The 22415-nt window shown below is 47.5% G+C and carries 20 protein-coding genes, 1 tRNA gene and 1 riboswitch; of the genes, 17 read left to right on the top strand and 4 right to left on the bottom strand.

All coding sequences use genetic code 11. From position 1 onward, the window contains the following. Positions 1 to 32 precede the first annotated feature (32 nt). The 3 genes from DYE26_RS11000 (at position 33) to DYE26_RS10990 (ending at position 3081) form a co-directional block, all read left to right on the top strand. Positions 33 to 117, top strand: a tRNA-Leu gene (locus DYE26_RS11000). 343 nt (positions 118 to 460) lie between these two features. Further along, the gene (locus tag DYE26_RS10995; protein ID WP_051985548.1) at positions 461 to 2521 is read left to right on the top strand and encodes a polysaccharide deacetylase family protein; all 2061 of its coding nucleotides are present in this window, start codon (positions 461 to 463) and stop codon (positions 2519 to 2521) included. A 236-nt stretch (positions 2522 to 2757) separates the two neighbouring features. Continuing rightward, on the top strand, positions 2758 to 3081 hold the full coding sequence (locus tag DYE26_RS10990) for an iron-sulfur cluster biosynthesis family protein (RefSeq protein WP_240534154.1): 324 nt from the start codon (positions 2758 to 2760) through the stop codon (positions 3079 to 3081). Here DYE26_RS10990 and DYE26_RS10985 read toward each other — a convergent pair. Then, positions 3068 to 3304 (bottom strand): LysR substrate-binding domain-containing protein, encoded by a 237-nt coding sequence (locus DYE26_RS10985; protein WP_082207845.1) that lies wholly within the window; start codon positions 3302 to 3304, stop codon positions 3068 to 3070. The two genes, DYE26_RS10990 and DYE26_RS10985, sit on opposite strands and share 14 nt — an antisense overlap. Between DYE26_RS10985 and DYE26_RS10980 the strand changes: the two genes are divergently transcribed. From DYE26_RS10980 to DYE26_RS10945, 8 genes are all read left to right on the top strand, one after another. Further along, positions 3279 to 3998 carry a YbfB/YjiJ family MFS transporter gene (locus DYE26_RS10980; RefSeq protein WP_227872645.1) on the top strand — a complete coding sequence of 240 codons (720 nt, stop codon included), beginning with the start codon at positions 3279 to 3281 and terminating at the stop codon, positions 3996 to 3998. The genes DYE26_RS10985 and DYE26_RS10980 overlap by 26 nt on opposite strands. 100 nt (positions 3999 to 4098) lie before the next feature. Beyond that, the gene (locus tag DYE26_RS10975) at positions 4099 to 5172 is read left to right on the top strand and encodes an NAD(P)H-dependent flavin oxidoreductase (protein WP_036624071.1); all 1074 of its coding nucleotides are present in this window, start codon (positions 4099 to 4101) and stop codon (positions 5170 to 5172) included. 543 nt (positions 5173 to 5715) lie between these two features. Then, positions 5716 to 6783 (top strand): methionine ABC transporter ATP-binding protein, encoded by a 1068-nt coding sequence (locus tag DYE26_RS10970; protein WP_036628404.1) that lies wholly within the window; start codon positions 5716 to 5718, stop codon positions 6781 to 6783. Continuing rightward, a complete protein-coding gene (locus DYE26_RS10965; protein WP_036624070.1) occupies positions 6780 to 7460 on the top strand; it encodes a methionine ABC transporter permease in 681 nt (226 codons plus the stop codon). The genes DYE26_RS10970 and DYE26_RS10965 overlap by 4 nt, the downstream gene beginning before the upstream one ends. A gap of 96 nt (positions 7461 to 7556) precedes the next feature. Continuing rightward, positions 7557 to 8018 (top strand): S-ribosylhomocysteine lyase, encoded by a 462-nt coding sequence (locus tag DYE26_RS10960; RefSeq protein WP_036624069.1) that lies wholly within the window; start codon positions 7557 to 7559, stop codon positions 8016 to 8018. Positions 8019 to 8023: 5 nt separating this feature from the next. Beyond that, a complete protein-coding gene (locus DYE26_RS10955; protein ID WP_036624068.1) occupies positions 8024 to 8794 on the top strand; it encodes an SDR family NAD(P)-dependent oxidoreductase in 771 nt (256 codons plus the stop codon). Positions 8795 to 8832: 38 nt separating this feature from the next. Further along, positions 8833 to 9681 carry a MetQ/NlpA family ABC transporter substrate-binding protein gene (locus DYE26_RS10950; RefSeq protein ID WP_036624067.1) on the top strand — a complete coding sequence of 283 codons (849 nt, stop codon included), beginning with the start codon at positions 8833 to 8835 and terminating at the stop codon, positions 9679 to 9681. A 9-nt stretch (positions 9682 to 9690) separates the two neighbouring features. After that, positions 9691 to 10404 (top strand): 5'-methylthioadenosine/adenosylhomocysteine nucleosidase, encoded by a 714-nt coding sequence (locus tag DYE26_RS10945; RefSeq protein WP_036624066.1) that lies wholly within the window; start codon positions 9691 to 9693, stop codon positions 10402 to 10404. A 307-nt stretch (positions 10405 to 10711) separates the two neighbouring features. Here DYE26_RS10945 and paiA read toward each other — a convergent pair whose 3' ends face one another. The 3 genes from paiA to DYE26_RS10925 form a co-directional block, all read right to left on the bottom strand. Next, positions 10712 to 11239: a spermidine/spermine N(1)-acetyltransferase gene (paiA, locus tag DYE26_RS10935; RefSeq protein ID WP_115311209.1), complete on the bottom strand. Its 528-nt coding sequence runs from the start codon at positions 11237 to 11239 to the stop codon at positions 10712 to 10714. 150 nt (positions 11240 to 11389) lie between these two features. Then, positions 11390 to 11704: a DMT family transporter gene (locus DYE26_RS10930; RefSeq protein ID WP_036624065.1), complete on the bottom strand. Its 315-nt coding sequence runs from the start codon at positions 11702 to 11704 to the stop codon at positions 11390 to 11392. Continuing rightward, the gene (locus DYE26_RS10925) at positions 11701 to 12042 is read right to left on the bottom strand and encodes a DMT family transporter (RefSeq protein ID WP_036624064.1); all 342 of its coding nucleotides are present in this window, start codon (positions 12040 to 12042) and stop codon (positions 11701 to 11703) included. The genes DYE26_RS10930 and DYE26_RS10925 overlap by 4 nt, the downstream gene beginning before the upstream one ends. Positions 12043 to 12314: 272 nt before the next feature. Next, positions 12315 to 12415: riboswitch (guanidine-I (ykkC/yxkD leader) on the bottom strand. 344 nt (positions 12416 to 12759) lie between these two features. On the opposite strand from DYE26_RS10925, the gene DYE26_RS10920 reads away from it, so the two are divergent. From DYE26_RS10920 to DYE26_RS10895, 6 genes are all read left to right on the top strand, one after another. Next, on the top strand, positions 12760 to 14502 hold the full coding sequence (locus DYE26_RS10920; RefSeq protein WP_036624063.1) for a sensor histidine kinase: 1743 nt from the start codon (positions 12760 to 12762) through the stop codon (positions 14500 to 14502). A gap of 3 nt (positions 14503 to 14505) precedes the next feature. Continuing rightward, positions 14506 to 16107, top strand: a complete 1602-nt coding sequence (locus DYE26_RS10915; RefSeq protein WP_036624062.1) for a response regulator — start codon at positions 14506 to 14508, stop codon at positions 16105 to 16107. Next, on the top strand, positions 16104 to 17609 hold the full coding sequence (locus DYE26_RS10910; RefSeq protein ID WP_036624061.1) for an ABC transporter substrate-binding protein: 1506 nt from the start codon (positions 16104 to 16106) through the stop codon (positions 17607 to 17609). Before DYE26_RS10915 ends, DYE26_RS10910 begins: the two co-directional genes overlap by 4 nt. A gap of 172 nt (positions 17610 to 17781) precedes the next feature. Next, the gene (uidA, locus tag DYE26_RS10905) at positions 17782 to 19584 is read left to right on the top strand and encodes a beta-glucuronidase (RefSeq protein ID WP_036624060.1); all 1803 of its coding nucleotides are present in this window, start codon (positions 17782 to 17784) and stop codon (positions 19582 to 19584) included. 20 nt (positions 19585 to 19604) lie between these two features. Next, the gene (locus DYE26_RS10900) at positions 19605 to 21014 is read left to right on the top strand and encodes an MFS transporter (RefSeq protein ID WP_036624059.1); all 1410 of its coding nucleotides are present in this window, start codon (positions 19605 to 19607) and stop codon (positions 21012 to 21014) included. Positions 21015 to 21198: 184 nt separating this feature from the next. Continuing rightward, entirely contained in the window at positions 21199 to 22392 is a 1194-nt protein-coding gene (locus DYE26_RS10895) for a hypothetical protein (protein ID WP_036624058.1), read from the top strand. Positions 22393 to 22415 lie beyond the last annotated feature (23 nt).

Here is a 22415-nt window from a genome sequence, read left to right as displayed (position 1 = left end):
CGTTGCTGCAAAACAATGCATCGACGAAACACGCGGTCGTGGCGGAATTGGCAGACGCGCACGGTTCAGGTCCGTGTGGGCTAACCCCCCGTGGAGGTTCGAGTCCTCTCGACCGCATCAGCTTAAACAAACGAGCTCTTGGGTTTCCCGTCGTGGAGATTCAGGAGCTTTTTGCATATTCGGAATTGGTAAGGTGCTGCTCCTCCACTTGTACTGAACTGATCCAACAATATCGTACGTTAATGGGATGCGGGAGCGCCATAAATTTGTGCTTGTAATAATGCGCTCTATTTTTGTACGGAATACTGCGTCTAATTTGCAATTATGATAGATTATATGATAGTCTTTCATTTGCTCCAATTTCATGTTTTACAATTTAGCTACTAGTTCTCTAAAACTCTGATACAATTACTATATATACTATTTTAGTACATAAAATAATATTGCTGAAAGTAGGTCAATGGAAATGAAGCAAAGGCATCATTGGTTCAGACTTGTTGTGTTTACCGTAATGGCGCTGGCCTTGGTTTTTACAGCCGGAGCCGATTACGCGGCGGCGGCCTCCTCAAAGGGGACCAAAGCCAATAAAATGGTGGCGTTAACCTTTGATGATGGACCGGACAAAAAATATACCGATAAGGTGCTTGATATTTTGAAGGAACACAAAGTAAAGGGCACGTTTTTTGTAGTAGGAGACAGGGTTAAGCAGTATCCCGATGTTATGAAACGCATCGTACAAGAAGGTCATGCTCTGGGCAATCATTCGTGGAGTCATTCTGAATTAACCAAGCTAAGCAAAGAGAAGGCCCGCCAAGAAATTGTAAAGACGGATAATGCGATTCGCGAGATTACCGGCGCTGCACCGACCATGATGCGCCCTCCCTATGGGGCGACATCGGCTCGGGTGAAGGGAGAAATTAAGGCGTTGGGACATGCCGAGGCGCTGTGGAATATAGATACCCGGGACTGGGCGGCGGACAGCTCCGTTGCCGATATTCTCAAAGCGGTGAAGTCCAACTCCAGTAACAAGATCACCGTGCTGATGCATTCCGGGGGAGGAAAACGGGATAAGACGGTCAAGGCGCTTCCCCAAATTATTGATTACTACCGGTCGAAAGGCTACACTTTTGTTACGATGGCCGAACTTAACGGTTTGCCTGACAATCTGGGAGGATCCAAAGCTTCCAGCGGCTCTACGGACGCCGCCGACGCCGCCGACGCTGCCAACGCCGCCAACGCCGCCGACGCCGCCGACGCCGCAAAATCGCAGGCTTTGCAGGATACCGGCAAAATAGCTACGGTTACTGTTGACAGTTTAAACATTAGAAACGGCGGCGGCTTGCAGTATGAGGTAATCGCCAAAATTCCTGAGGGCTCGCAAGTCACCCTTTTGGCCAATGAAGGGGATTGGTTCCATGTCAAGTTGCCGGATGGACGGACGGGTTGGGCAAGCGCCGGCTATTTAAGCGTCAAGTCGGATGCTTCTGGCGATACGCCTCAACTTGATGAGGCGAATAGCGCTACCCAACGCAACATCCGTTTGATTTACAATGGCTCGGAAGTTAATTTTCCGGATGCAAAACCGTATATGGATGCAAACAGCAGAATACAGGTGCCCGTCAGGTTTATGGCAGAATCCCTGAGCTTTTACGTGAAATGGGAGGGAAGCGTGACTCAAAAAACGCTTATTTTATCCAAAGGCGATGTGAATGTCGAATTGAAAATCGGCGACAACTCCGCTGTTGTCAACGGGATGCCAATAAGTATGGATACTAGCGCGATGTTACTTCAGGGAAGAACCTATGTCCCTTTACGATTTTTGAGTGAACTTGCCGGAATGGATATTACGTGGAGCTCCGCCGACGATACCGTTACACTGTCTTACAAGAAGCCGGTAGAAGACATCGCCAAACCGCCAGAAGACACCGCCAAACCGGCAGAAGATTACACCGCACCGCTAGAAGGCAACGCTGCACCGCCAGAAGACAATGCCGAGGATTGGACCACGTCCGGCGATACTTACATATTGTCCGCTCCAAGGGCTACTGTCGAGCAAGCCAAAGCATGGGCAAGGGCCAAGGGAGCGACGGACGTGTTCATAGATCTAGCGGATATTGTCTGGGAGGAGGCGCTCGAAGCGGGCGTCGATCCGGTTGTGGTGTACTGCCAGGCTGCAAAGGAAACGGGCTTTGGAAAATTTGGCGGCTTATTGGATGAAACGTTTAATAATCCGGCCGGCTTAAAAACGCAGGTAGGCGGCTCCGACACGGATCATCTGGCACATCAGCGCTTTTTCAGTTGGCAGGAAGGGGTTCAGGCGCAGATTGATCACTTGGCCCTGTACGCAGGCGCTCCAGGTTATCCTAAAGCGTATACACCCGATCCAAGGCACTTTCCAGGTTTGTTGGGGCAGGTCGTTACGGTGGAAGCATTAGGCGGATCATGGGCGACCAGCCCCACTTATGGCATCGAAATTGTTGGGATGATGACGGAATTGGAAACGACGGCAAGCAACTTCTAAGAGATCGTCTCCCTGGCCTGAATCGCGACGCGAAAACAACGAATGTCTTTGATTAGTACACCGATAAATTTAAACCCATGGCTGAATTTTGTAGTCATGGGTTTTTTATATTAATACTTATAAGCTCACTTTAATCAACGCTTTTCAAGCTGTAAGCAACCGAGGTCGTGTTATAATGTAAAAACACCGTTAAAGCTACTGAACCAAAAAATTGAAGACGGATGGAGGGACTGAAGGTGATCATTTCAATTGATGCCTACACGGAAGAAAAACTAGCGGAAAGTTTGGCAGGACGTCCCGGTTTTTTTAAGCTTTTTTATGATACCGAGGATTGCGGGTGCAATGGGGTGTTGGTCATCCACATTCTTGAGAAACCGCTTGAAACCGATATTACGATTACGGTAAAACAGTTTACTTTTCTGATCGACAAGCAGCAGGAGAGCTTGTTTGACAATACATTGAAGCTGGAAGCGGATCGAGCATATCCGTCGTTCAAGGTGACCAGTGATTCGGCATTATACAGTGCCAACATCAGGATTAAAGACGTCAGGGGGAGTTGAACCTCTGTCTTGAAATCCGGATAAATTCGGACATAGCTGCAGTTTCATAAGTATCTTTACGGCGTATGAATAGAGTTGGTGTTAAATAGGATTTATCCGAAATCTGATGAATGCGCAAGTTATATTGGACCATGGCTCTTTCAACCACCGAGCGAGGTAACAGGGATACCCCGAGACCCGCATGAATACATCCAAGGATGCCTTCCAATGTTCCGAACTCCATGATCTTAGCCGGAATAATTCCTTGCAAATGCAACCAATCCTCGAGTTTTGTTCAAAATGCTGAATCCCCGAGTTTATCAGCGGAAAATCCAGCTATCTTCGCCTGGCTTCTTGTTGCTTATGGGCTCGAGGGGTTGGGTTATATAGTAAGCGCGACGTTTCTTGTAGCCATGGTTAAGCAAATGCCTCAAGTGTCAAGTTTTGCCGACTATAGCTGGATTATCGTTGGGATAGCGGCGGTACCATCAACCGTGTTCTGGTCCTGGTTGGCAAGTAAAGCCGATTACATCAAACCGTTGATTATTGCGCTTGTCCTTCAGGCCGTTGGGGTCATACTGCCGGTATGGCTTCCCAATATATTCGGCGTAACGTTAGGGTCTATCCTTTTTGGCGGCACGTTTATGGGCATTTCCATGCTTGCTCTCGCCGCGGCTCGTATGTCTAGACCATCCAGTGGGAATAGAGCCATTGCTTTGATGACGGGCTTTTTTGGTATCGGGCAAATACTCGGTCCCATCGGAGCCGGAATCGTGTTGGAAGTGACGCATAGCTACAGCCTATCGCTTCTTTTGGCCACATTGGTGCTTGTTGCTGCCGCTATAATATTGCTAATTGGTGCAGTTATTTCAAGTCAAAAAGCGGCGATGGGAAATTTAAACCAAACTCGTATTCATCCTGATCAAGAGCTAATTTAGATCGTAGGCAATTTGCGTTGGAACCAGATACAAATGGAATGGATGATTAACGAAAAAAATTAAAAGTCTGAGATTTTACAATAAAAGGAGGTCCTTAAAAGTGCTTGAAACTGATTTGACGCGTACGCTTAAAATTCGCTACCCGATTTTTCAAGCGCCGATGGCCGGTGGCGTTTCGACACCCGAATTAGTTGCGGCTGTTTCAAATGCCGGCGGGCTGGGCAATCTGGGGGGCGGATACTTAACGCCGGAGCAACTCCGGAGCGAGATCCAAAAAATCAAGCAGCGAACGGACCGGCCTTTCGGAGTAAATTTGTTTGTGCCTGAGCAAGCGGAAGAGTCGGAAGAAGCAATTTACCGGATGACGGATTATCTGAATAAATACCGCATCGAACTTGGCACGGCTCAAAATCCATCGCTTATGAAGTTTTCAGAATCATTTGAGGAACAGGTACAGGTACTTTTGGAGGAGCGTGTACCCGTATTTAGCTTCACGTTTGGCATACCCTCTCAAGACGTGATCCAAACCATAAAACAGCATGGAATATTCATCATTGGAACGGCAACAACGGTTGATGAAGCCAAGCAATTGGAAGCAGCCGGCGCAGATGCCATTGTGGCTCAGGGGAGCGAAGCAGGCGGGCATAGGGGGACCTTCACGAAAGACCCTTCTCATGCTTTGATCGGCACGATGACTATTGTTCCGCAGATCGTTGACCATGTGTCGATCCCGGTCATCGCAGCGGGGGGAATCATGGATGGGCGGGGACTTGCAGCAAGCCTTATATTAGGAGCTTCAGCCGTACAGATGGGCACGGCGTTTCTGGCCTGCCCCGAGAGCGGAGCCCACGAAACGTACAAACAGAAAATCCTCTCGACAAACGAGGACTCCACGGAAATTACGCGTGCATACTCCGGAAAAGCTTCAAGAGGCATTCAAACCCAATTTATGATTGACATGCATCAGTACCCGGGAACCATCCCGGCTTACCCTATTCAAAACGCGATGACCCGGGACATTCGCCAGGCGGCTGCAAAAGCGAACAACCCCGAGTATATGTCACTTTGGGCGGGTCAGGGCCTTCGGTTAGCAAGCGGCCAAACTGCCGCTTCAATTGTTAAACAAACCATCGATCAAGCCAGTGTTCTTGTCCGAAAACGATCTTCTATTTGAATGTTTGACAATAAATAGGGCTCAAAACCGAGATCAGTGCTTGACAAAATAAATTATGATAGTGTTCGTGTCTTGGTATCCTTGCATGCTGCATTGCACGATTATCGCTTTTGTTCAGGGGGGGAGAGGGTGGTGGCTAATCACGGTCCTTTCATTTTTTTCGGTGTCTTGCCCCATTCCTCCCGTCAGGTCTGCTTCACTTCTCTTAAACCTCATTCTCTTAAACCTCTATCTCACAAACCTGTCTAACGATCTCGAACATGTCTGCTGCTCCCAAGCCTATTTTCTTCTCCTGAATTTATCTTCCTTTCTGCTTCCGGATCAAACGGGATAATCGTGCAAAGCGTCCGGACAGCAGATGTTGATCTGCCGATATTTCTTGCCATGATCGGTTCCCGGCTTGACTGTCAAGCGCCAATTATTAGGTTGAGCCATAAATAGGGAAAAAAATTTTGTAGCAATTCCGAGTAAACTGATGTAAAATGACAGAAATAAATTTTCCGGAACAGTCGTAGTGTAGAAGTTTAGAAAGGGTTGGGCATCATGATTACTTTATCCAATATTCAAGTTACCTTTGAAACTGGGTCACAACCGGTTACAGCCGTTCAGGATATCAGCTTGCAGGTTGACGCGGGAGACGTATACGGCATTGTCGGCTACAGTGGGGCCGGGAAGAGCACGCTGGTTCGTGTGATTAATCTGCTGCAGCGGCCTAAGGCGGGAAGTGTGGTAGTAAATGGGCAGGATTTTCTGGCTTTGCAGCCTAAGGATTTGCGCTTGGCCAGGAAGCGGATCGGGATGATCTTTCAGCATTTTCATCTGATGAACTCCAGAACAATCTATGACAATGTGGACTTTCCCTTGAAGAGTTCCAAGCTCTCGAAGCGTGAAAGGGACCGGAAGGTTAAACAATTGCTAGAGCTGGTAGGCTTATCGGATAAACTGAATGCTTATCCTTCACAATTGTCAGGGGGGCAGAAGCAAAGGGTAGCTATAGCCAGAGCGCTGGCGAATGATCCGGAAATATTGCTGTGCGATGAAGCGACCAGTGCCTTGGACCCGAAGACGACGCTATCCATTCTGGAATTGCTGAAAAATTTAAATCAAACGCTGGGACTGACTATTGTCATTATTACGCATGAAATGCAGGTCGTGAAAGAGATCTGCAATAAGGTTGCCGTTATGGAAGCCGGGCGGATTATCGAGCAGGGCGATATCGTCTCGATCTTTAGCCGTCCGCAAAATACGTTGACCCGTGATTTCATTAATACGGCTACTCATATTGAGCAGATGCTGGACAAGCTCACGTTGCATCCTTCACTCCTTCATCTGAAGGATAACGATATGCTGTGCAAGATTTCTTATATCGGCGATAGTACAAGTGAACCGGTTATCTCCGAGCTTACTGCCCGTTACCGGGTTAAGACGAATATTTTATTCGCGAATGCGGAGATCTTACAGCAGACGCCTATTGGCAATCTGATCGTAGTGATGTCCGGCTCTACCAGTGATCTGGAGGAAGCTTTGCGCTACTTGCAGTCGGCTCGGGTAGACGTTGAAGTTATCAATTCCCGGCTTCTTCAGAATAGTAAGGTGGGTGATCCAGCATGAATGAGTTTTTTACGAAATATTTCCCTAACATCTGGAATTTAAGAGAGGACATCCTGCTAAGCACCTATGAGACGATTTATATGGTGGTCGTTACCTCGTTATTTTCCGTGTTATTTGGAATATTGTTTGGCGTCACCCTGGTTGTGGCGGACAGGGGAGGGATTCTCGAGAACAGGCTGGTTTATAGTGTGTTGGAGAAACTCATTAACTTGTTCAGATCCATTCCCTTCATCATTCTTATCGCTGTTGTCGTGCCGCTTACCCGTCTTATTACAGGCACATCGATCGGCATGAATGCGGCGATCGTGCCCCTGGTCATCGGCATCGTGCCTTTCTATGCCCGGCAAATACAGAATGCGTTAGTGGAAGTTGATTCCGGGATTATTGAAGCAGCTCAGTCAATGGGGTTGGGGCCGCTTGAGATTATTTTCCGCGTGTACCTGAAAGAAGGCTTGTCTGCGATTATCAGGGCCTCCTCGGTGACGATCATTAACCTGATCGGACTGACCACGATGGCTGGGGCCATCGGCTCGGGCGGCTTGGGTAGTTTGGCTATCAATAAGGGGTACAACCGATTCCAGACGGATATTACACTTGTAGCTACGATTCTGATCTTGATTCTGGTGTTCGTGTGCCAATTCATCGGGGATTATTTCACCAAGAAGACGACGCATTGACATCGGGGTATTACTAGGGTTTGCGCGGGATACTGCCTCTAATCTCTGGGCGGGTACCGGTCAAATATACAACATTATAAAAAGGACTGAAAAACAATGGCAAAAGTAGAAAGCTTCCAATTGGACCACACGATCGTAAAGGCTCCTTATGTCAGGGCGGCAGGGCTTGAGCATGACGAAAAAGGCAGCACTGTGCAAAAATATGATCTTCGCTTCCTGCAGCCGAATAAAGACGCTATTCCGACGGCAGCACTTCATACCCTTGAGCATCTGCTCGCTACCTATATGAGAGACGAGATTCAAGGCATCATCGATATTTCTCCGATGGGATGCAGAACCGGATATTATCTGATTCTCTGGAATGAGCATGATCCCGAAGAGATCGCATCCGCATTGGAACGAACGCTGAAGCGCGTGCTGGAAACAACCGAGGTTCCGGCTGTCTCAGCGCTGGAATGCGGCAATTACAAGGATCATTCCCTGTTCTCTGCTCAAGAATACGCGAAGATCGTATTGCAATCCGGAATCAGCAGAGATCCTTTTGAAAGAGTATTGTAATCGCCATGATTACTTTGGATTTATCGCCTCAAACGGCGGTTGTAACCGGCGGCAATTCAGGCATTGGACAAGGCATCGTACAAATTTTACTGCAGAGCGGGGCCAGGGTCATTTCTGCCGATCTCGCTCATGAAGGGGATTATAAAGAAGTTAACGGGCAGTTGTTTGAGTCCAGATTGGATTTGTCCCGATCGGAGGATATCTATCGCTGGTCAAATATTGTGTTGGAACAGGCGGGGATTCCGGATATCGTCGTGAATTGCGCTGGCACTTCCACGATGGATTACGTGATTGACAGCAAGCTGGAGGATTGGGAGAAGGTATTCTCCATTAATTCTACGGGGTTATACCTGGTATCGAAAATATTTGCGAAAGCGATGGTCGATGCCGGAAAGCCGGGCAGAATTATCCAAATGGCTTCGCAGGCCGGCAAGAACGGCTACCGGGCTATGGGCGGATATTGCGCATCGAAGCATGCGGTGCTTGGATTAACCAAGGTGATGGCGATTGAACTGGCGCGGCATAACATACTCGTCAATGCGATATGTCCGGGTATTGTGGAGACGCCAATGAAGCATCGGGAGCGCATCGAAGGCGGATTAATCCGCGGCATGACGGCCGAGGAGATCTATGCGGAGGACTGTTCCCAAATTCCGCTGGGCAGAACGGCCGAGGTCAGGGATGTTGCCAACGTCGCTCTTTTTTTGGCCAGTCCCTTGTCTTCGTATATGACAGGGCAAGCCATCAATGTAACTGGCGGTATGACCATGCATTAGGAGAAATTTGCATCCAGATATAAAGGGGAGAAGATTATATGAGAAAAAGTAAACTATGGGGCGGACTAGCACTCGGATTGGTATTGATACTGACGACTGCGGGCTGCGGCGGCAACTCATCGGGCGATGGCGAGAAGATTGTTATTGGTTCACAGGGTTCCGATGCTCAGATTTGGAAGCATATCGCGCAATCACAAGCGGCTAAGGATGCCAAGCTTAATATTGAAGTCAAGGAGATCAATGGCGGCGTTGAGTTGAACAACGCTACCAAGGAAGGCGAAGTCGATGTGAACGCTTTTCAATCCTGGGCTTATCTCGTCAACTATAATAAAGAAAGCAATGCCAATCTGGTAGCAACAGCGACCACATATCTTGAACCGATGGGCATCTATTCACAGAAGATCAAGGATATTAAGGAGGTTCCGGACGGCGCCCTCGTCGCCCTGGCAGATAACCCGGCCAATACGGCCAGAGGCTTAAGCCTGCTGCAGGCTGCCGGGCTGATCAAATTGAAGGATGATTTTAATTTGGGGACAGGTACGGTTAACGATATTGTCGAGAATCCTAAAAATCTGAAGTTCAAGCTGATCGACGATACGACCGGCCCGCGGGTGATTCAAGACGTCGATCTGGTACTGATCGGCAATACGATTGCTCTGGAAGGCGGATTGAATGTCCTGAAGGACTCTTTGTTCCATGAGGAAATTTCCGTAGATACGAAGAACAGCATCAATGTGCTGGCGACTACTTCCGATAAGCAGAATGATCCAGGCATTCTGAAATTAGGTGAGTTGTATCACAACGAGGATACGCAGAAATATATTGAGCAGGAGTTCGGCGGCACAAAGGTGCCTGTAAATAAGCCGATCTCTTATCTGCAAGAATAGAGAGGCTCTATGCGGATTGCTATAATTGCGGCGATGGAGGAGGAGATAACTCCTTTTCGCAGTCGGGCTCAAATTACGGCCAGGACCCAAGTAGGCAAGGTTATCATTGAGGAGGCTGTGTACCGGGGCCAATCCCTAATCCTCGTAGAAAGCGGCATCGGCAAAGTCAACGCAGCCGTCGCAACCACGCTGTTGATCGAACGGTATCAGCCGGATCTGATCCTAAATTCCGGATCGGCTGGCGCATTTGGCGCAGGATTGAGCGTCGGCAATGTCGTTGTTGCAACGCGGTACATTTATGGCGATGTTGATGCTACTTGCTTCGGATATGAACCCGGTCAGGTTCCGCAAATGCCAGCCAGCTACGATTTGGATGCTGGCTTGCTGGATCGGGCGAGGAGAGTAGCTGCAGCGGCAGAGCTCCAGTATTCTCTCGATTTCGGATTAGTACTGACCCTGGATTCATTCATGAGTGAGCCGGAGCGGGTAGAAAGGATCAAATCAACCTTCCCCGCCGCCAAGGTATCGGATATGGAAGGGCTGGGCATAGTGCAGGCCGCTGCGCAATATGGAATACCGGTATTAGCTGTAAAAGCGGTATCCGATATCGCCGGACATGGCGGTGTGACGGCTAACAGCTTCGATGATAATTTGGATGCCGTTGCCGCTCATGCCGCACACTTTACGGATCTGCTAATTCAGCAGCTTCAGTTGGGTCTATGAAAAGGTATTAAATGAATCCATTTTGAAATTCAAAAAGAGCGAGTGTTCGTGGCCGGATTTCCACAAATGCTCGCTTTTTCTTTTTTTGAATTCAGAAAGCTGATTACTCTGCAGTGTAACAACCCAATTCTTAGTAAGTATTATTGTTGAAATCAAAGCTTTTAATCACGTCAAGACCAAGCTTTTTGGTATGGGCAGCGTATGATCTGTGATTGATATGGTTTATAAAAGTTATCAAAATCGGATATTTTTTGCTCATTTGCATCCACTATAGCAGATATATCCTCAACAGTAGCGTTTCTATATATCATTGTGAACCTCCTAGTGTTTTGGACATTATCAAATCAACCTGCTCTTCATCCCCCATATAAAAAGAGTGAGCCCCGGTTTGAACAAAACCCATTTTTTTATAAAAGTCGATGGCGTTTTCGTTCTTTTCCCAAACTCCCAGCCAGACCGTCTTTTTGGCTTGGCTTATGGCTATTTCCAGCGCTTTGTTGATTAGATATTTTCCCAGCCCTTTTCTTTGAAATTTGTTTCTTATATAAATCCGCTCAATTTCGAGGGACTCATCACCCATGTTTTCGGATTGGGCGTCATTCATATTTACCTTTAAATATCCGGCGGGTTCTTCATTAAACCAGATGAAATAGAATTCCGAAAAGCTATTGGACAGTTCCTTTTCCAACTGGTCAGCGTTAAATGCTTTTTCCAAATAGGCTTGCAGGTTTTCGGGTGAATTTTGATCTTTAAATGTATCGTTGAAGGTTTCAATGCTTATTTCTTGGAGTGTTTGCAAATCTTCACGGCGGCATTTTTTTATTTTTACGGTCATTGTTATAAGCTCCTTTTTATTTTTATCGCCTAGTCGGATGGCGGGCAAAAGTGTGTTTGACCGGCCCCACTCTGACCATTAATTGCAAATACATCGACGCTTATTTCCCAATTTCATGTTTCCTTGAAAGTACGCCGATATACGTTTTTCCTAACTGACTAGTTTCAGCCCCACAGCAGAGCCGAGGACCAATCCTATACACAAAATGCGCATTATGTTTCGCGGCTCATTATAGAGGATCATTCCCAGGATCGCTCCGCCAGAAGCGCCGATTCCAGTCCATACGGCGTAAGCTGTTCCCATGGGGAGTGTTGTCATGGCCAATGACAAAAATACAAAACTAAGGCCAAAACCAGCTATCAAAAGAGTTAACGATTGCCAATTGCGGGATTGATTAAACTTGTTGATAAGCAGTACCCCGGTCATTTCAAAAAGGCCGGCCAGAATCAAATACACCCAGTTCATATTCCGCTTGCCTCCTCCTTCTTGTTTTTGCTAAGCACTTTCAGTCCAATCACGCCAATGAGCAGCAGGCCGATCAAAACTATTTTCGCAGCGCTTAAGTCAGCGTTAAACAGAAGGATATCGGCAACCACAGTCCCTGTCGTCCCCAAGCCGACAAATACGGCGTATACCGTTCCAACCGGTAATGAACGCGCTGCCCTGATCATCAAATAAAAGCTGATGTAAATAGCGATCAGTGTACCACCCCATTCCCAAAAGTGATCCGCATGCTTCAACCCAATAACCCAAGCAACCTCGAATATAGCCGCAACAATGACGGAAATCCACGTTTTGTTCATAACTCTTTCCTCCTTAAACTCTTTTTTTAAATTTGGGCTCAAGACCAAAGTCGATGGAGGTAGGCTCTCCAAACCACTTTGCACCTTTATTCCTTTGGTTCAGGAAGTCAAGTCACCTGGTCAAACGGGATAATCGTGCAAAGCCACCGGATAGCGAGTCTCGCTCCAGGCCACGGTCTGTTGCCGGCTTGACTGTCAAGCACGGATGATTAGGTTGAACCTAAATTTAGCCACAAAAAAATAGCCTGGGAAATAAACCGCTAAATGCGTTTATCTCCCAGGCTTTTATCCCTCCGTGTCACAGCCGCTTGGCTGTGCGTTTTCTCTCGGACCGGACCAGTCTTGCGACCGCGGAACCCTAGAAAACTTTTATATTCGGTTATTGGCTAAAATCATGCTAACACACGATGTGATTTAAGTCAATTTTCAATACCTGGTCAGCCTTGCCCCCAATATATACCATATGGAACAAGCAGAGTTCACGAGGAGAGGGGGCCCCCTCTCTTCTTTAGCGTTTAGAGAAAATGGCCTTACGCTTGTGAGAGCTTAAATAAGAGTATGTCGTAAGATGCACAGTGAATTGTCGTCAAAACGGTAGTGTGGGAATGAGAAATTTGTTATGATTCTGTAATCGAAAAATAACCGATAATAGGATGATGACAGGACTGCCCTAGCCCGCTTCGGCAGTCTTTTAATGAGAACGTGGGGTGAAGAGTCGTGAAAATCCGGCATATTTCACTGAATTCGCTGCGATTCAAGATGGTTGTGGGGCTGCTGCTGGTTTTGATTCCGCTCATCACGCTGCTGATCTATAACAACTACTACAGCATCCACGTTGTGCGTAACCAAGTGACGCTCTCCAATAAAAATTTACTTTCTTTATACACAAGACAGATCGACACCCAACTGCAGGATGCGGATCGAAATCTAATTCGTTTGTTGACTTACGACTACAGCATCCAGTCTATGGGCGCCCCTAATTCGGAGGACGAGTACCAAATGGCCAAGTACCGTGTCTCGCTTACGCTCGCGAACGATATTACTCTCTACAAATCCGTCGATGCTTTTTTTGTGTATTCCCGTGCAAGGCAGGATTTATTGGACGTTTTTAAGGACGGGGTTCCCTTTTCGGAAAGGGATCAGGTAGAGCAGTTTTTGCACCGTTTCCTTGGTGATCGCACCATTCTTGCGGAGACCGGCAGCAGCAAATGGTTTGTGCGGAAAATCGGACAAGACTACTATGTACTGCGAGTGCTTCAATCGGGCGACCTTTATATCGGGGCATGGGTAAACGCGAAAACATTGCTTATCCCGCTTCATTTGATCGATCTGGGCAAGGAAGGAAGCGCGCTGCTCGTAACCAATCAGGGAGAACCGATGGTCAGCACCAATCCTTTGATGGTTGAAAATATCGATTTCACGATGGGGTTTGAGCAGTCTTACACGTCTGGAAGTAAAAATAAGGTGTTAATCGTCGGGGAATCTTCGCAAATAGGTGATTTTAACCTGGTAGCGGCTATCCCGAATGAGCAAATTTTGCAGAATCTGCCGCATTTGACGCGAATCATTGCGTTCATTTCACTGGCTTCCATTGGTCTTATCCCGCTCAGCCTGCTGTTGCTTCGCCATATCCTTCTCCTGCCGCTCAAACGGTTGATTTCCGTTATGAGAAGGATCAACGACGAGGGCAACGTAAAAATGCGAATCAAGCCGTACCGTACATCCGATGAATTTCTGTTGCTTAATGAAACCTTCAACACGATGATGGGGCAAATTGAGGATTTGAAAATCAGCGTGTACGAAGAGCAGTTGAGTAAACAAAAGGCGGAACTGCAGCACCTGCAGCTTCAGATTAATCCGCATTTTTTCATGAACTCCTTGAACATTTTGTTTAATCTGGCCCAAGTAAAAAACTACGAATTGATTCAAGAAATGATCTTGTGTTTGGTGCAGTATTTCCGTTTCATGTTCCGCAGCAACTTGACGTTCGTCTCTCTGCAGGAGGAATTGCAGCATGTCCGCAACTACGTCCGGATTCAGGAACTCCGCTTTCCGCACAGCTTAACCTGTACCATCAACGTTCCTGACTTTCTGGAGAATGTTCAAGTACCGCCGCTAGTAATCCAAACCTTCTTGGAAAATTCGATCAAGCACGGCGTGACGCTGGAGGAGCCTATACATTTATCTGTAGATATCGATTTACAGGAAACCGGGCTGGAGCCATATATCGAGATCTTCATCCGCGATACGGGGAAAGGGTTCGAGGAGGAGATACTAACTCAGATACGCTCAGGAAACCGTGTCGTTGACGAAAAAGGCGAGCATATCGGAATATGGAATGTTCGCAAGCGATTGCAGCTGTTGTATGGCGATAAAGCGGCCCTTTCTTGTTATAACGGTTTTCCGCGCGGTGCCGTTGTAGAAATCAGGCTTCCATATTATTCGGAAAGAGGAGTCTAAGGAATGCTTCAATTATTGATTGTTGACGATGAAATTCATGCCGTAGAGGGGATCCGTTCGGGAATGGATTGGCATAAGCTAGGCATAACAGCCGTGTTCACCGCTTTTACCGTAAAACAAGCCAGGGAGCTGTTCGAAAAAGAACGGATCGATATGATGCTGTGCGATATTGAAATGCCGCAGGCCACAGGATTGGAGTTGACGGCATGGGTCAGGGAGCGGTATCCGCAGACGGAAACGATTTTCCTGACCTGCCATGCCGATTTCAAATATGCCCAGGAGGCTCTCCAATTAGGGAGTCTGGATTACATTCTCAAACCGGTCCCTTTTGGCGAGCTTGAGAAAGTACTTCTTAAAGCGATCCATAAAATTAACAAGAAAACGGAATTAGCCGAATACAGCCAATATGGCCGATTCTGGTTCCGGCATCAGCCGGTGTTGATCGAACGGTTTTGGCTGGATATTTTGGACCAGACGATCCCGCCGCAAGCGGAGTCGGTAAAGCGGGCCGCGGACGAGCGCAATCTCCCTTATACCGAAGATATGAAATTTGTGCCGGTTCTTATTAGTGTGCAGAGGTGGCATAAACTATTGACTTTGCGCGATGAGAAGATTTTGGAATTTGCGCTTAGAAGTTCTGCCGAAGAAATTTTGCTCGGTCCCCGTCAAGACGGAAAAGTAATTGTGATCGGCAGCGGACGATTGCTGGCCATTTTATCCGCGGAGAGCAATGGAGAGATCGAATCATCGCTGAGGGAAGCTTGCGAACAATACATCGCGAGTTGCAGGCAGTATTTTTACTGCGATTTATCCTGTTACATCGGAGAAAGTGTCCGCGGACACGAGATGTTCGATATGGTAAACCGGCTTAACGCTTTAGAGGTAAACAATGTTGCATATAACAATAAGGTTTTCCTGCTGTCCCGTGTTCGATTACTACCTCCCGTCAATCGGCTCCCTGATATGAGCTTGTGGGCGCTCATGCTGAAGGAGGGAAAGGACAGCCGGGTATTGGAAGAGGCGGCCGGTTATTTAGATCGGCTCGTGCAGCAGGATGCATTGGATGCGAAGCTGCTGCGCCAATTTTATCAGGATTTCGAGCAGATGTTGTATTATATGCTTCAGACCAAAGGGATTCAGGCTCATCAATTGTTCAGCGATAACGTTTCAGTGGGACTTGCTGCGAGCGCAACCCGTTCCGTGACCGAACTGACCGCATGGATGAAGCATACGGTTGGCAAAGCGCTGGAATATGTAAACACGGTTGAGCAATCGAAGAGTGTTATCGAAAGAGTCAAGCATTACATTAAACTTCATATTGCACAAGATCTGTCGCGGGAAGACATAGCGAATCACGTGTTTTTGAACCCGGACTATCTGACCCGGATCTTCAAGAAAGAGACCGGGATGGCTGTCTCGGATTATTTGTTTCAGGAACGGCTCAAGCGGGCGCAAGAACTGCTCGCCAATACCGATATGCCGATCAGCGCCGTCGCATCCCATATCGGTTACGCTAACTTTTCTCATTTTTCCCGGATGTTCAAGAGGTACACCAGCCTTACTCCAAACGAATATCGCCAGGCAAATCAGGGGGAATGGTCATGACGATAAGCCTAAAGGGTGTAAGCGCTCTCCTCGTTGCGGCGGCGCTTCTTTTATCTGCATGTGACGGCAATAATGGACAAGCGCCGGCAGCGGGAGATCGGTCCGCGAAGCCGACGGAACAAGCGGTGGAGCTGAATGTGGCTTTCCCGATCTTCAGAGCAGTGCCAAAGGACTTGCCTTTGGTGCAGGATTCGATTAACAAGATCGCACAGGAGAAAATCAATGCAACCGTAAAATTAATACCGATCAGCTACGGGAACTGGGACCAACAAGTCAATCTGATGCTCAGCAGTGAGGACAAGCTGGATTTGATGTTTGTCGAAGCAAATAATTACAGCAACTATGTTGCAAAAGGGCAACTCGTTGCGCTGGACCAGCTGCTTGAGCAGCATGGCCAAGGGATACAAAAAGCGCTGGACCCCGTCTATTTGAAAGCGGCCCGAATTTCAGGGGCTATTTACGGTATTCCGACGGTACGCGACTTTGCCAACAATCATGGATTTACCATGCGGCAGGATCTCGCGGATAAATATCATATTGACGTCAGCCACATTCGTACGCTGGATGATGTAGAGGCGGTCTTGAAAACGATCAAGGCTAATGAGCCCAATGTAGCGCCGTTGATTCCGGGCAACATTGGCCGGTCCATGCTTGATTCGTACCACACGTTCGACACGCTCGGCGATTCGATTGGCGTATTGCCGAATTATGACAACAATTTCAAAGTCGTCAATTTATACGAATCTCAGGAATATGCGCAGTTTCTCCAAAAGATGAGAAGCTGGTACACTCAAGGTTTAATCCAGAAAGATGCCGCAACGAATAAAACGTCCCAGTTCGATTTAATCAGGTTCAATCGCGGTTTTTCCTACTTCTCCAACATGAAGCCCGGGTTTGAACAGCAAGAATCGAAGAGCAGCGGCGTAGCGGTGGTTACGGCAAGCTTGCTTCCGCCGGTATCGACAACCTCAAACGTAACGAGTGTTATGTGGGGGATTCCGGTCAATTCCAGAACACCGGACAAAGCAATGGATTTCCTGAACCTGATGTATTCGGACAAAGAAATCGTGAATCTATTCGATTGGGGGATCGAAGGGAAGCATTATGTGTCACACTCGGATAACGTCATTGATTTTCCTCATGGCATCGACGCTCAAACTTCGGGCTACAGTTTAAATTTGGGATGGTTGTTCGGCAATCAATTCCTGTCTTATGTATTTAAAGGAAGCGACCCGACGATTTGGCAGCAAATGGATGAATTCAACAAGTCGGCAATAAAATCCAAGGCGCTTGGCTTTACGTTCGATGCAAGTCCTGTTAAGACGGAATACGCCGCGGTGTCCAATGTGGTTACGGAATACAAGCTTCCGCTCGAAACGGGCAGCGTCGATCCGGATAAGATATTGCCCGAATTTATTTCCAAGTTGAAATCCGCCGGAATCGATAAAATTATCGCGGAGAAACAAAAGCAGCTCAACGAGTGGGCGAAAAACAATAAGTAACGAGTTCGGAAAATTGCTTATGCTCCGGTCAACCTGACGTTGACCGGTTTTTTTGTTGGCGCAAAATAGTCGGCAAAGTGCAAAGAGGAAGTCGGGGAAACGGTAGTTGGACAAACAGGATTTCATTATTATGAGGGTACATGACCAGAGCATGAAACAAGGAGTGTTGTTGATGTTGTATCCCATAATGACCGAAACCCGCAGTTTGCTTGAGCTTAATGGAGTGTGGAACTTCAAGCTCGATCATGGTGCCGGTTTTGATGAGCAGTGGTATAAATCCAGATTGCAAGATGCGATTCCAATGGCCGTCCCAGCCTCTTTCAACGATATCGGGGTAACCGCCGATATTCGTGATCATGTAGGTTGGGTTTGGTACGAGAAAGAATTTACATTGCCCGGTGCGATGAAGGACGAGCGTTTGGTGTTAAGGTTTGGGTCAGCCACAAATACGGCCAAGGTTTATGTCAACGGGGAGTTTGTTGTCGAACATAAAGGGGGATTCCTTCCTTTCGAAGCGGTGATTGATGATTTCGTCCATACGGGGGCAAATCGTTTGACTGTGGCCGTTAACAATATTGTTGATTATTCGACGCTGCCTGTAGGGCTTTATACGGAGATTGAGCTTCCGGGAGGCGGTAAAGAACTTAAAAACCGTCCCAATTTCGATTTCTTTAATTATGCCGGCATTCAGCGCCCCGTGAAGATTTACACGACTCCTCAAACGTTTATTCAGGATGTCACGGTGGTTACGGACATTGCCGGGAATTCCGGTGTGGTGAATTATTCTGTAGATTTTTCGGGCTCCGCCGACGTTCACGTAACCGTGCTTGACGAAGACGGGCGAGCGGTGGCCGCGGCAGACGGTGCCGAAGGTGCTGTCACCATTTCCGATGTACGGCTATGGCAGCCTTTGAACGCTTATTTATATACATTAAAAATAGAGCTAATCCGGGATAACAGCTTGATCGATGTATACGAGCAGCCCTTTGGCGTGAGAACTGTGGAAGTTAGGAACGGACAGTTTCTGATCAACCATAAACCGTTTTATTTTAAAGGGTTTGGCAAACATGAGGACACGCCCATTCACGGAAGAGGGATGGATGAAGCCGCTAATATCATGGACTTTAATCTGATGAAATGGATGGGGGCCAACTCTTTCCGCACCGCTCATTATCCCTATGCGGAAGAAATCATGCGTCTCGCCGACCGGGAAGGGTTTGTGGTTATTGATGAAACTCCTGCTGTAGGTCTGGATCTGAATTTTCTGGTGATGTTAACCGGCGGTGAGAAGAAAAATACGTGGAAAGAGGTACAGACTTTTGAGCATCATCAGCAGGTGATCAACGATTTGGTTAAACGCGACAAAAATCATCCTTGCGTAGTGATGTGGAATGTAGCTAATGAGCCAGCTTCTTATGAAGAAGGTGCCTATGAATACTTCAAACCGCTTATTGAATTGATGAGGGAAGCCGACCCGCAACAACGCCCGGTTACCTTAGTCACTCATATCGAGGCTTCGCCAAAGGCGGATAAAATCGCCGAGCTGGTGGATGTGCTGGCATTTAATCGTTATTACGGCTGGTATGTTGATGGGGGAGATTTAAAGTCCGCGAAAGCCAAGTTACGCGAAGAACTTAACGGTTGGCTGCAGCGCTGCCCGGAAAAGCCGATTATGATGACCGAATATGGAACCGATACGATCGCCGGCCTTCATGATGTGGAACCCATTATGTTTACGGAAGAATACCAAGTGGAGTTTTACAAGGCAAACCACGAAATCTTTGATGAATTTGACCATTTCGTGGGGGAGCAGGTCTGGAATTTTGCGGATTTTGCCACAAGTCAGGGAATCATCCGTGTACAGGGCAATAAAAAAGGGATCTTCACCAGGGATCGCAAGCCTAAAGCCGCAGCCCATGAATTAAGGAAACGGTGGACGCAAATTCCTGATTTCCATTATAAACAGAGCGAATAATCAGCGGGGGTGGAGGAAACATGAATCCGGAAAAAAATCTCGAAACTTTGCAAATTGAGCAAACAGGCACACAGACCAGAAAGTTTGGTTTTAGAGATAAGTTCGGCTATATGTTGGGGGATTTAGGCAATGACTTCTTCTTTATGCTCGTAGGATCCTACTTATTGGTCTATTATACAGACATTCTGGGGATCAGCCCAGTTGCTGTAGGGGTTCTCTTCATGATCGCAAGACTATGGGATGCGCTCGCGGACATTACATGGGGCAGATTTATCGACACAAGAAATCCGGGCAAACAGGGGAAGTTCCGGCCCTGGATTTTTAGAATGTCATTTCCGCTCGTCATTTGTGGCGTGTTAATGTTTGTACACATTCCCGGGTTGTCAGACGGCTTTTACGTTGCGTATGCCTATGTGACTTATATTTTATGGGGTACTTTGTACAGCACGGTCAACATTCCTTATGGTTCTATGGCATCTGTCATCACAGGTAATCCTGTTGAACGCACTACTTTATCTACTTTCCGTACGCTCGGTGCCACCATCGCTCAGTTGTTTGTCAATGCGGTAGTCCCATTGATTATTTTTGTAGACAACAAGATAGACGCAAACCGAATTTTGCTTGCTGCTGTTCTCTTTGCCATTTTATCTTTGGCTTCATATCTTGGATGCTTCCGATTGTCTACAGAGCGAATTACTTCCTACAACTCAAATAATAAAGTTAAATCCTCTATGTCTACAACATTAAAGGGATTGCTTAAAAACAAGCCGCTGATTTCAATTTTGGCTGCATCGTTGATTTTTATAGTGTTTTTGACCTTGATGGGAAGTACCAACGTATATTTGTTTAAAGATTATTTTAGTAGCTCTACAGCATTAAGCCTGGTAGGTGTAATGCAGGTGGCAACCGTTCTCATCGCCATGCCCCTGGCCAAACCGCTGGTTGCAAAATTTGGCAAGAAAGAAATTACCTGTGTGGGGTTGCTTCTGACCGTCATGGCATATGGAATACTGTACTTCTTACCGGATCTTTCAGCCAATCAATTTGTGGCCCTTTCCGCTATCGGCATGTTTGGTTACGCTTTCTTTAACTTAATGATCTGGGCCTTTGTCACGGACATCATTGATTATCATGAATCTCTAACAGGTTTGAGGGAGGACGGTACCATCTATTCTGTCTATTCATTTTCGCGAAAGGTGGGCCAAGCGGTCGCCGGAGGAGTTGGCGGATTTGCCATCGGACTTGTTGGCTACAATGTTAAGCTTGAAGTTCAGGAACAAAGAACCTTGGACGGTATCTATATGCTGGCTACTCTCGCGCCGGCGATCATTATTCTCTTTGCATTTTTAGTTATCGTTCTGCTGTACCCGTTGAGCAAAAATCGGACTCTGCAGCTTGCGGAAGATTTGAAGAAAAAAAGGAACGGTTAATTCAACAAACAGCCAAAATGAAGAAGCGATCCTGTATCACTCGCGTGATATCGGATCGCTTCCTGGTTTTTACCTCTTTTTCTTGATGTGTATAATAAGAGTTACAGCAAAACAAGGAGTAATATCAACTTTTTCCATGTTCATGCGTCTATAAGAGTATCATAGTCGTTTGGAGTGATCTTATTTGAATTTTAAAATTTTGGTCATTAGCGCCGCCTGCTTGTTGTTGAGCGCAGCTTACGGGAACGTTGCGGATCCCGGGCAAGCTTCCGGGGCAAAGGACAGCCCGGCATCGCCGCAAATATCGAATACGGCCAGCGCTTCGGCAACCTTTGCAGATGCCGCTGAAGGCGGGGAACTGCCGCTATTGTGGCAAAAATATGAAGGCTCCGGGAAAGTCCAAGTGCTGGAAGAAGGGTTGCAGCAGGCGGATCGCATCGTGAAAGAAACAGCTTTGAGCGGGGGAGACGCTTCCCGGGGAAACAAGATCGTCATTTATACCCGCAAGAACGATACCGATTCTCTTTATGCAGCCTTAGTCCGAGATCATCTCGTGTACGATTTGGGAACGGTAGCCGGATATCATTACGATCAGGACGACGCTGTGACTGTCGAGAGCATTATGTTATTCGGTAAAAAAGTCGTCAAAATCCAGGGCGCCGTCGGCGCGGCCGCTTCCATGACCCGTTACATTGAGTTGCAAGACGGGGAGCCGGTGCAGCTTATGGTGATCGATGAAGGTTATGCCGCGGAAACGGATGTGGACCACGACGGCTTGCCTGAGGTGATCGTGAGCTCGGGGACGGTCCCGCATACGTCGATTTACCGGTGGAAAGACGGGCATATCGAGCGGAGCAACCTTAACGAAGCGTTGCGCGCGGAAGCTGTTTCCATCACCGAGGAGGGGGCGGTTTTGGCCGCGTTCGGCAAGGATCAGTCCCACGTCAAGCTGTATTGGATGAAAAAGGGCGGACTGCAAGAATTTAGCCAGTACGCAAGCGACGAATACTACTCCGACCGTTTCGTTACCATCCCATATACAAGCGAAGAAGTAAAACACATCCGGGAACAAGCCGAAGCCGCCCGCGTTTTTGATCCTTACGTACCGCGAAAAGGCGTTGCTACGGACTACGGAATGACAGCGGAGCAAGAGAAAGCTGGGGTGGTGAAGCTGACATACCCGCATTTTGCCGTCCGGCAGTCGAGCATGGATTTGCGGCAGCAGGAGGAAGGAAACGGGACTTGGTATATCACGCGCGGATCGACGCATATTTCCATCAGCACGGCCAAGTCGGTCAGCAAGGAGCAATTGCTGTTTGCCGCCGCGTCGCTTGTTCCGCTTGACGAATTGAAGCCGACCGGCGGAGAATACGAATAAATTTGTCAAGAAAGGGTGATGGC

The organism is Paenibacillus macerans, from assembly GCF_900454495.1.
GTDB lineage: Bacteria > Bacillota > Bacilli > Paenibacillales > Paenibacillaceae > Fontibacillus > Fontibacillus macerans.
This window is presented reverse-complemented; position numbering and strand designations above follow the sequence as displayed.